The following is a 10,425-nucleotide window of genomic DNA, read 5'->3' on the forward strand; positions in this document are numbered from 1 at the left end:
CGACTTGTGGGAGGTAGAAAGACGCGCGCGCCCCGTAGGGCGCGCGCTTCGAGGCTGGCGGTGCTTAGTGCACGTCCTTCCAGTATTCACGCTTCAGCAGATAGGCGAATACGAAGAGGAAAGCCAGATAGAGCAGAACGTAGGTGCCGATGCGATGAGCCTCGAGCTTGTTCGGGTCAGCCGAATAAGCCAGGAAGGTCACCAGGTTCTTCACCGTCTCGTCGAACTGCGCTTCGGTCAGCGTACCGGTCTTCGGAATCACGGTCAGCTGATCGCAGGCTTCGTGAGTCAGCGGAGTACCGGTCAGCGGGTCGAACTGCTTCTTGCCGTCTTCGACGATCTGGACCTGCTTGCAACCGATGACCTGGCGGCCCTGGAGGCTTCCCAGGACGTTCGGCATGCCGACGTTCGGGAACACCGTGTTGTTCACACCCCACGGACGCTTGGAATCCTCATAGAAGGAGCGCAGGTAGGTGTAGAGCCAGTTGGTGCCGCGAACACGGGCAACCAGGGTCAGATCCGGCGGAGCGGCGCCGAACCATACCTTGGCATCGGCGGGTTTCATGCCGATATCCATGTGATCACCGATCTTGGCGCCGGTGAGCACCAGGTTGTTCATCATCAGCTCTTCCGGAATGCCCAGATCGCGCGCCACGCGCTCGTAGCGCTGGAACTTGGCGCTATGGCAGCCCATGCAGTAGTTGGCGAAGGTGCGCGCGCCATCCTGCATGGCAGCCTTGTCGTTCAGGTCGATGTCGACGTGATCCAGGGCTACGCCATGGCCACCGGCAGCGAAGCCGAAAACGGGCATCAGAGCCAGAATCAATGCAGCGAATTGCTTTTTCATCAGCCAGTCACCCTTTCCGGAACCGGTTTGGTCTTCTCCATCCGGGTGTAGAACGGCATCAGGATGAAGAAGGCGAAATACAGAATGGTGCACAGACGGGACAGCGTGGTGCCCAGCGGCGACGGAGCCTGGGAGCCGTAGTAGCCGAGAATCACGAAGGACACCGCGAAGATCACCAGCCAGATCTTGCTCAGCCAGCCCTTGTAGCGGATCGAGCGGACCGGGCTGCGATCCAGCCACGGCAGCACGAACAGCACGGCAATGGCGGCACCCATCGCGATAACGCCCATCAGCTTGTCCGGAACGGCACGCAGGATGGCGTAGAACGGGGTGAAGTACCAAACCGGAGCGATGTGCTCGGGAGTCTTGAACTGGTTCGCGACTTCGAAGTTCGGCTTCTCGAGGAAGTAGCCGCCCATTTCCGGGAAGAAGAAGATCACGGTGCAGAAGATGAACAGGAACACCACCACGCCGACGATGTCCTTGACGGTGTAGTACGGGTGGAAGGCGATGCCATCCAGCGGAACGCCGTTCTCGTCCTTCTTCTTCTTGATGTCCACGCCGTCCGGGTTGTTCGAGCCGACTTCGTGCAGCGCCAGGATGTGCAGCACGACCAGGCCGAGCAGGACGATCGGCAGGGCGATCACGTGCAGGGCGAAGAAGCGGTTCAGGGTGATACCGGAGATCAGGAAGTCACCACGGATCCACTGGGCCAGGTCTTCGCCAACGACCGGAATGGCGCCGAACAGCGAGATGATCACCTGGGCACCCCAGTAGGACATCTGGCCCCACGGCAGCAGGTAGCCCATGAAGGCCTCGGCCATCAGCGCGAGGTAGATCAGCATGCCGAAGATCCACACCAGCTCGCGCGGTTTCTGGTACGAGCCGTACATCAGACCGCGGAACATGTGCAGGTAGACCACGACGAAGAACGCCGATGCACCGGTGGAGTGCATGTAGCGGATGATCCAGCCGTAATCCACATCACGCATGATGTATTCGACGGAGGCGAACGCCTCTTCCGCCGACGGGGTGAAGCTCATGGTCAGCCAGATACCGGTAAGGATCTGGTTCACCAGGACGAGCAGCGCCAGGGAGCCGAAGAAATACCAGAAGTTGAAGTTCTTCGGGGCGTAGTACTTGCTCAGATGGTCTTCCCACATCTTGGTCGCGGGGAAGCGGGCATCGACCCAAGCCATGAATTTGCTCATCAGGCTTTCTCCTGGTCCACACCGATGGTCAGCACATCACCATCGAGCGCATAGGGCGGAATCGGCAGGTTCATCGGGGCAGGCTGGCCCTTGTAGACGCGGCCGGCCAGGTCGTAGTGAGAACCGTGGCACGGGCAGAAGTAACCGCCCTTCCAGTCCGGACCGAGGTCGGCAGGAGCGACTTCCGGGCGGAAGGTCGGCGAGCAGCCCAGGTGGGTGCAGATACCGACGATAACGGCCAGTTCAGGCTTGATCGAGCGCAGCTTGGGATCGACGTAGGCCGGCTGGTCGGAGGCTTTCGACTCCGGGTCGGCCAGCAGGCCTTCGAGGGAAGGCAGCGCATCCAGCATTTCCTTGGTGCGATGCACCAGGAACACCGGCTTGCCGCGCCATTCGGCCACGACTTGCTGGCCCGGCTCGATCTTGCCTACGTTCACCTTCACCGGCGCGCCAGCTGCCTTCGCCTTGGCACTGGGGAACCATGACCCCACGAACGGAACCGCAGCACCGACCGCTCCCGCCGCGCCGACCACAGAAGTGGCCGCGACGAGGAAGCGACGCCGGCCTGCATTCACGCCGTCATTACTCATTCAGTCGTCTCCCATCAGCTTCAAGCCTGTTCAAGTCAGGCTTTTAAGTAAATATTCAAGCCGCGCAAAAAATTCGCCAAATGGTAAAGAAAAGCCCCAGTGCTGACAAGGCAATAAGCCGATACAAAAGTGCTGGAACCCTTGTCGGACGGGGCTCCGCTCACTGCGACACCTTGCCGCACGAATAAACTTCGCACATAAAAAAACGCCCAGTCCGGAAGGAACTGGGCGTTCTTTTCGAAGCGTCGGATTAACGCTTGGAGTACTGCGGACGCTTACGCGCCTTACGCAGACCGACTTTCTTACGTTCGACTTCGCGAGCATCGCGAGTGACGTAGCCGGCCTTGCGCAGCGGGCTGCGCAGGGTTTCGTCGTAGGAGATCAGGGCACGGGTGATACCGTGACGGATCGCACCGGCCTGGCCGCTGACGCCGCCACCGACGACGGTGACGTAGACGTCGAACTTCTCGACCATTTCGGTCAGTTCGAGCGGCTGACGAACAACCATGCGAGCGGTTTCGCGACCGAAGAACTGGTCGAGGCTGCGGTTGTTGATGGAGATCTTGCCAGTACCCGGACGCAGGAAGACGCGAGCGGTAGCGGTCTTACGACGGCCAGTGCCGTAATTTTGAGTCGCCGACATGATGAGCTATCCCGTTAAATCTTCAGTTCTTGAGGCTGCTGAGCGGTGTGCGGGTGGCTGGCACCCTTGTACACTTTCAGCTTGCGGTACATGTCGCGGCCCAGCGGGTTCTTCGGCAGCATGCCTTTGACGGCAGTCTCGATTACACGCTCAGGAGCCTTGGCGATCAGCTTCTCGAAGTTGATCGACTTGATACCGCCCGGGAAGCCCGAGTGATGGTAGTACATCTTGTCGGTGGCTTTGGCGCCAGTGACACGAACCTGCTCGGCGTTGATGACGACGATGTAGTCGCCGGTATCAACGTGCGGGGTGTATTCCGGCTTGTGCTTGCCACGCAGACGGCGAGCGATCTCGGTAGCCAGACGACCCAGGGTCAGGCCAGCAGCGTCGACAACGAACCAGTCGCGCTTAACAGTTTCTGGTTTCGCGGTAAAAGTTTTCATTCGTTATAGCCTCAGGGGCCGCCTGAAAATAAGACGGCGAATCTTACTGGACAGTGGTTGCCTTGACAAGTCAAGGACAGCCTGAAACAGACACGATTTGGGGCTCGGGTCAGTGTGCGTCCGTAACGACTAGATGTATCGATCGGCAGGCTAGGCATCCCCCGCCGATGAAAGGCTGCGGAATTATGCCGATTTCGCCAGAATTTACAACCTCGACTCGCAATCAATTCAAGGAGCTTTGCATGCAATACCGTCCGCTCGGCCAGACCGACATCAAGGTGAGTGCGCTCTGCCTGGGAACCATGACCTGGGGCGAACAGAACAGCGAGGCGGAAGCCTTCGCGCAGATCGAACGCGCCAGGGCAGCCGGCATCAACTTCATCGACACCGCCGAGATGTACCCGGTACCGCCCCGCGCGGAAACCTATTCGCGCACCGAACAGATCATCGGCAACTGGTTCCGCAAGCACGGCGATCGCGACGACTGGATCCTCGCCAGCAAGATCGCCGGCCCCGGCAACGGCATCAGCCATATCCGCGACGGCCAGTTGAAGCACAACCGCCAGCACATCGTCGCCGCCCTCGACGCCAGCCTGAAGCGGCTGCAGACCGACCGGATCGACCTCTACCAGTTGCACTGGCCGGAGCGCAGCACCAACTTCTTCGGCCAACTGGGATACCAGCACCGCGAACAGGACTTCACCCCGCTGGAGGAAACCCTGGAAGCGCTGGACGAACAGGTACGCGCCGGCAAGATCCGCCACATCGGCCTGTCCAACGAGACGCCCTGGGGCACCATGAAATTCCTCCAGCTCGCCGAGTCGCGCGGCTGGCCGCGCGCGGTATCGATCCAGAACCCGTACAACCTGCTCAACCGCAGCTTCGAAGTGGGCCTGGCGGAAATCGCCATCCGCGAGCGCTGCGGCCTGCTCGCCTATTCGCCGATGGCCTTCGGCATGCTTTCCGGCAAGTACGAGAACGGCGCGCGCCCGGCGAACGCCCGGATCACCCTGTTCAGCCGCTTCACCCGCTACACCAACCCGCAGAGCCAGCGGGCCTGCTCGCGCTACGTGGCCCTCGCTCGCGAACACGGACTGGACCCGGCGCAGATGGCCCTCGCCTTCGTCACCCGGCAGCCGTTCGTCACCAGCAACATCATCGGCGCCACCTCGCTGGAACAGCTGGAAGCGAACCTCGCCAGCTTCGAACTGCAACTGAGCGACGAAGTGCTGGCCGGAATCGAAGCCATCCACAAGGACCAGCCCAACCCTGCCCCCTGACCTACCACGGCCCTCGCCCGTTTCCGGGCGAGGGCGTGCGCCTGGCCGGGAAACGCAGCGACGGTTACGTACGCTTACTGGACAGCATCGCCAATTGGTAAGACGATTCCGCCACCAGATGTCCTCTTAAGCGTCAATTCCGTCATCCGCAGAAGCACAAGAAAAAATGATGCACAGCCAAGCGCCCAGGAAGCTGCAGAACGTCAGCATCCTCGCGACCAACGGAGTCTTCGCCTCTACCCTGATGCAGGCCCGGGATTTCTTCCACATGGCCAGCCTGCGCTACGGCAAGCAGCAAGGGCTCGGCATCATGCCCGGCTTCCAGACCCGCATCGTCAGCCCCGACGGTGAGCCGGTGACCAGCTTCAGCGGCGACCGCCTGCCGGTGGACGGCCCGCTCGACGAGCCGGACATCGTGATCCTGCCGTCGTTCTGGGGAGACTTCGACGCGCTGCTGGGCAGCCATCCCCAGGTATTGCCCTGGCTGCGCGAACGCCACGCCAAGGGCAGCGTGCTGTGCGGCGAGGCCACCGGCGTCTTCTGGCTGGCCCAGGCGGGCCTGCTCGACGGCAAGGAAGCGACCACCTACTGGCGCTTCTTCCGCGAGTTCGCCGAGCGCTACCCGCAGATCCTGCTCAACCAGGAAAAGCACATCACCGACGCGGACAACATCTATACCGCCAGCGCCAACACCTCGGCCCGCGACGTGTACATCCACGTGATCGAAGGCTTCTGCGGCATCCACGTCGCCCAGGGCGTGGCGCGGGACATCCTCCACGAAGTGCAGCGCAGCTATACGCCCGGCCGCCTGGGCTTCGGCGGCCAGAAGCTGCACCACGACCCGGTCATCCTCCAGGTCCAGCAATGGCTGGAGGAGCACTATGCGGACAAGTTCCGCTTCGAGGACGTCGCCCGCGACCACGGCATGAGCATCCGCAACTTCATGCGGCGCTTCCAGGCGGCGACCGGCGACAAGCCGCTGCACTACCTGCAGCGCCTGCGCATCGAGACCGCGCGCAACCTGCTCACCACCACGCGCAAGAGCATCAAGACGATCAGCTACGAAGTGGGCTACGACGACGCCAGCTTCTTCGCCCGCCTGTTCCGCCAGCACACCAGCCTGTCGCCGCACCACTACCGGCGGCAGTCGCTGCAGAAGGATGGCTGAAACGAAAAAGGGCCACCCCTCGGGCAGCCCTTTTCGCATTGCTCGCTCGCCCTACGGACGGTGCGGCCGGGACAGGTACTCGTGGGACTGCATTTCCAGCAGGCGGCTGAGGGTGCGCTGGAATTCGAACTCCAGGCGCCCGCCGGTGTACAGGTCCTTCAGCTCGACCTCGGCGGAAATGATCAGCTTGACGTTGCGGTCGTAGAACTCGTCCACCAGGTTGATGAAGCGTCGCGCCATGTCGTCCTTGGTCACGCCCATCTGCTCGACGTTGGAGAGCAGCACCGCGTGGAAGATCTTCGCCAGCTCGATGTAGTCGTTCTGGCTGCGCGGACCGTCGCACAGCTCGCGGAATTCGAACCAGGCGACGTCCTCGCAGACGCGCACGGAGCGGATCTCGCGGTTCTCGATCATCAGCGCCTCGCCTTCCACCGCCTGGGTGCAGTCGGGCAGCAGGCTGCCGAAGCTCTTGCGCAGGCTCTGATCGGCATCCGCGTCGAGCGGCCAGTGGTACAGCTCGGCCTGCTCCAGGGCGCGCAGGCGGTAATCCACACCACTGTCGACGTTGACCACCTCGGTATGCTCCTTGAGCAGGGCGATCGCCGGCAGGAAGCGGGCGCGCTGCAGTCCGTCCTTGTACAGACCGTCCGGGACGATGTTGGAGGTCGCCACCAGGCTCACGCCGTTCTTGAACAGCTCCTCGAGCAGGGTCGCGAGGATCATGGCGTCGGTGATGTCGGAAACGAAGAACTCGTCGAAGCAGATCACCCGGGCCTCGTCGGCGAAGCGCTTGCCGATGATGGTCAGCGGGTTCTTCTCGCCCTTGAGGGTCTTCATTTCCTCGTGCACGCGCTTCATGAAGCGGTGGAAGTGCGTGCGCATCTTCTGCTTGAACGGCAGCGCTTCGAAGAAAGTGTCGACCAGGTAGGTCTTGCCGCGGCCGACGCCGCCCCAGAAATACAGGCCCTTGACCGGGCCCTGGGATTTCTTGCCGAGCAGCTTGCCGAACAGCCCGGGTCTGGCCTGGTCGGCCGCCAGCAGGTCGTCGTACAGGCGCTGCAGGTGTCTCACTGCATTGGCCTGTGCAGCATCGTGGAAGAAATCGGGACGTTTGAGGTCTTCCTGGTAGCGCTGAAGAGGCGTCATGATCGGTAGCAAGGCAACGAAAACGGGGCCGACACTTTAGCGACGGCCCCGCTTCTTGGCAATCGGCCATCCGTCGAGGATGGCCTTGCGCCGTCTTACTCCTGCGGTGCCAGTGCCTCGCGCACGCGCTCGATGGCGGCATCGCGTGCAGCGGCATCGGCGAAGGCCGGGCTGCTCGCCACCACCTCGCCATCCAGGCACAGACTGAAGGCGTCGCCTTCGCTGCGCAGGTCCAGCGCCTCGCCGGACTGCAGGCGCTTGCTGACCTGGCCGGCCGCCTTGCCGTCGGCGAACGCCTTCGACAGCAGCAGTTGCTCGCCGGCGGCATCCAGCAGGCGGAAGCGGAAGCCCTCGTCATCGCGGAAGCTGACCAGACGGGCGCTCTTCGCGGCCTTTTTCTTGCCGCTCGCGGCGACCTGCACTTCGCTGCGGAAGGAGCGCAGGCCGACCGCTTCGCGCAGCTCGCCGAGGAACGGCGTGGCGATGCGGCGCGCCTTGGCGGCGCCGGCCAGGAGGATGTCCTCCAGGTCCGCCGGGCGCTCGATCAGCGCGTGATAACGCTCGCGCGCCTCGCCCAGTTCGCCGTCGAGCAGCTGGAACAGGCGCTGCTTGGCTTCGCCCCAGGCCAGGCCGTCGATCAGTTCGGTACGGAAAGCGGCGACCTGCGCCGGCGTGGCGAACGCCTGGTAGAGGGTGAACAGGTGCGAATTGTCCGGGTCCTTCGGTTCGCCGGGTGCGCGCGAGTCGGTGATGATCCGCGCAATGGCGTCCTTCAGCTGCCTGGCGCTGCCGAACAGCGGAATGGTGTTGTCGTAGCTCTTCGACATCTTGCGGCCGTCGAGACCCGGCAGCGTCGCCACCTCTTCCTCGATCACCGCTTCCGGCAGGGTGAAGAATTCACGACCGGCGCCGAACAGGTGATTGAAGCGCTGGCCGATGTCGCGGGCCATTTCCACGTGCTGGATCTGGTCGCGGCCGACCGGCACCCGGTGCGCATTGAACATCAGGATGTCCGCCGCCATCAGCACCGGGTAGCTGTACAGGCCCATGGTCACGCCGGCATCGGGGTCTTCGCCGGCCTCGACGTTCTTGTCCACCGACGCCTTGTAGGCGTGCGCGCGGTTGAGCAGGCCCTTGGCGGTCACGCAGGTCAGCAGCCAGGTCAGCTCGGGAATCTCGGGAATGTCGGACTGGCGGTAGAAGGTCGCCTTGTCGGTATCCAGGCCGCAGGCCAGCCAGGTGGCGGCGATTTCCAGGCGCGAGCGCTGGATGCGCAGCGGGTCGTCGCACTTGATCAGCGCGTGGTAGTCGGCCAGGAAGTAGAAGGAGTCGGCCTGGGGATCGCGGCTGGCGATGATCGCCGGGCGGATCGCACCGGCGTAGTTGCCGAGGTGCGGCGTGCCGGTGGTGGTGATGCCGGTCAGGATACGAGTCGTCATGGGATACCAGAGTTCAGCGCAGGAAAATTAGCGGGCCGGATGTTAACGCGGCGCGTCGTGGCGGGCGAGTCGTGGCAGCAGGAGGTCCTTCAGTTCGACCAGCTTGCCATGGAAGAAGTGGCTGCAGTCCGCCACGCGGAGCAGCTCGTGCGGCTTGTCCAGGGCGGCGCTCCAGGCGTAGACGCGCTCGGGCGTGACCACCTCGTCGGCTTCCGGCTGGATCACCGTCAGCGGGCACTGCGCCGGCAGCTCGACGCCGAAACGCTCCACCGGCGGCGCCAGCATGAACAGACGGGCCAACTGGGCGTCCTCGTCCTCCAGCCGCGCCGCGGCATTGCCGACCACGCAGGAGCCGAAGGAAAAGCCCATCAGGGTCAATGGCAGGCCGGGGTGCTGCTGCCGCAGCCAGCGCGCGGCGGCCAGCGCGTCCTCGATCTCGCCCTGCCCTTCGGCGTAGCTGCCGGCGCTCTGGCCGACGCCACGGAAATTGAAACGCAGGGTGGCGTAGCCTGCATCCCGCGCGGTGCGCTGCAGGGTGGCGACCACCTTGTTCTGCATGGTGCCGGCGAACAGCGGGTGCGGGTGGCAGATCAGGGCGACGCCGGCGGCATCGGGCGCAGCCAGGTGCAGCGCCTCCAGCGGGCCGCTGGGGCCGTCGATGAAAAGGGCGGTTTCACGAGTGGTCAAACAGGATCTCCGTGACCCCGGGGCGGGTCGTCTCGTCTAGCAAAATACCTGCGCAGACGCGGTTTTACGCGTCACGCTATACAAGCACAGGTGCAAGCCGCTAACGTAAAGCAAAGCCGTCTATAGAGGAAGGATTCGCGTGGAACAGTCCCTCACCAGCTGGTTGCTGCCGGCACTCACTCTGATCATCGGGGTCGCCGTCGGGTTCTTCATCGCCCGCCTGCTGCCCAATGCCGCCCCGAACAAGATGCAACGCCAGATGGACGACTTGCAGGAGCGCTTCGATACCTACCAGCGCGAAGTGGTTACGCACTTCAACACCACGGCGAACCTGGTGAAGAAGCTCACCCAGAGCTACCAGGACGTCCAGGAACACTTGTCCGACGGCGCCCAGCGCCTGGCCCTCGACGAACTGACCAAGCAGCGCCTGCTGGCCGCCCTGCACGCCGACGAGGCCTACCCGGAACGTCGCGAACGCCTGACCCCGCCGGCCAACAACGAGGTGCCGAAGGACTACGCGCCGAAGCCGGAGAACGCTCCGGGCACCCTGGATGAGGCTTACGGGCTGAAGGGCAAGTACTGACGTCCTTCTCTCCACGAAAGCCCCGCATTGCGGTAATGCTGTTCACTTAAGCATTTGAGCCTCAGCGGGGCCTTCCCTGAAAATCCGATGCCAGACTTCTGGCATCGGATTTTTTATGTCTTTCCAACAGCATCTGCTCGACTTGGGCGACCTGTTCAACTTCTCCGATCTGAGCACCTTCACCCAGAACATTCCGGTCGAGTGGGTGGAATCCGCGCTGCACCTTTCCTCGCAGGCCACCATCCGGCGGCGGCGCCTGCCTGCCGATCAGGTGCTCTGGCTGGTACTGGGCATGGCGCTATTCCGCGATGAGCCCGTCCATGAAGTGGCCAGGCGCCTGAATATCTGCGCCCAGGGCCTGGCTTCCGACCACCTGCTGGCGAGAAGT

12 protein-coding genes are annotated in these 10,425 nt (G+C 63.1%); 4 read left to right on the plus strand and 8 right to left on the minus strand.

Annotation, left to right across the window (positions count from 1 at the left end; genetic code table 11):
* Positions 1-64: 64 nt before the first annotated feature.
* From BLR75_RS22925 to rplM, 5 genes are all read right to left on the minus strand, one after another.
* Positions 65-847, minus strand: coding sequence for a cytochrome c1 (locus tag BLR75_RS22925; protein WP_084309421.1), 783 nt, complete (start codon positions 845-847; stop codon positions 65-67).
* Complete coding sequence (locus BLR75_RS22930; RefSeq protein WP_084309420.1) at positions 847-2,058, minus strand: cytochrome b; 1,212 nt, start codon at positions 2,056-2,058, stop codon at positions 847-849. Before BLR75_RS22930 ends, BLR75_RS22925 begins: the two co-directional genes overlap by 1 nt.
* On the minus strand, positions 2,058-2,648 hold the full coding sequence (gene petA / locus BLR75_RS22935; protein WP_084309419.1) for a ubiquinol-cytochrome c reductase iron-sulfur subunit: 591 nt from the start codon (positions 2,646-2,648) through the stop codon (positions 2,058-2,060). Before petA ends, BLR75_RS22930 begins: the two co-directional genes overlap by 1 nt.
* Positions 2,649-2,898: 250 nt before the next feature.
* A complete protein-coding gene (gene rpsI / locus BLR75_RS22940; RefSeq protein ID WP_084309418.1) occupies positions 2,899-3,291 on the minus strand; it encodes a 30S ribosomal protein S9 in 393 nt (130 codons plus the stop codon).
* Between the two features lie 14 nt (positions 3,292-3,305).
* On the minus strand, positions 3,306-3,734 hold the full coding sequence (gene rplM / locus BLR75_RS22945) for a 50S ribosomal protein L13 (protein ID WP_084309417.1): 429 nt from the start codon (positions 3,732-3,734) through the stop codon (positions 3,306-3,308).
* A 242-nt stretch (positions 3,735-3,976) separates the two neighbouring features.
* On the opposite strand from rplM, the gene BLR75_RS22950 reads away from it, so the two are divergent.
* A complete protein-coding gene (locus BLR75_RS22950; RefSeq protein ID WP_084309416.1) occupies positions 3,977-5,014 on the plus strand; it encodes an NADP(H)-dependent aldo-keto reductase in 1,038 nt (345 codons plus the stop codon).
* 268 nt (positions 5,015-5,282) lie between these two features.
* The gene (locus tag BLR75_RS22955; RefSeq protein WP_169720209.1) at positions 5,283-6,182 is read left to right on the plus strand and encodes a GlxA family transcriptional regulator; all 900 of its coding nucleotides are present in this window, start codon (positions 5,283-5,285) and stop codon (positions 6,180-6,182) included.
* 51 nt (positions 6,183-6,233) lie between these two features.
* On the opposite strand, the gene zapE is transcribed toward BLR75_RS22955, so the two are convergent.
* The 3 genes from zapE to BLR75_RS22970 all read right to left on the minus strand — a co-directional run bounded on the left by zapE (position 6,234) and on the right by BLR75_RS22970 (position 9,454).
* The gene (zapE, locus tag BLR75_RS22960) at positions 6,234-7,328 is read right to left on the minus strand and encodes a cell division protein ZapE (RefSeq protein ID WP_084309414.1); all 1,095 of its coding nucleotides are present in this window, start codon (positions 7,326-7,328) and stop codon (positions 6,234-6,236) included.
* A gap of 95 nt (positions 7,329-7,423) precedes the next feature.
* The gene (locus BLR75_RS22965) at positions 7,424-8,767 is read right to left on the minus strand and encodes a tryptophan--tRNA ligase (RefSeq protein ID WP_084309413.1); all 1,344 of its coding nucleotides are present in this window, start codon (positions 8,765-8,767) and stop codon (positions 7,424-7,426) included.
* Between the two features lie 42 nt (positions 8,768-8,809).
* Positions 8,810-9,454 (minus strand): alpha/beta hydrolase, encoded by a 645-nt coding sequence (locus BLR75_RS22970; RefSeq protein WP_084309412.1) that lies wholly within the window; start codon positions 9,452-9,454, stop codon positions 8,810-8,812.
* A 139-nt stretch (positions 9,455-9,593) separates the two neighbouring features.
* Here BLR75_RS22970 and BLR75_RS22975 point away from each other — a divergent pair, with 139 nt between their 5' ends.
* Positions 9,594-10,037, plus strand: coding sequence for a Z-ring associated ZapG family protein (locus tag BLR75_RS22975; protein ID WP_084309411.1), 444 nt, complete (start codon positions 9,594-9,596; stop codon positions 10,035-10,037).
* Positions 10,038-10,152: 115 nt separating this feature from the next.
* The coding region (locus BLR75_RS22980; RefSeq protein ID WP_175469380.1) for a transposase domain-containing protein at positions 10,153-10,425 on the plus strand (273 nt) is incomplete at its 3' end.

This window comes from Pseudomonas jinjuensis, from assembly GCF_900103845.1.
GTDB lineage: Bacteria > Pseudomonadota > Gammaproteobacteria > Pseudomonadales > Pseudomonadaceae > Pseudomonas > Pseudomonas jinjuensis.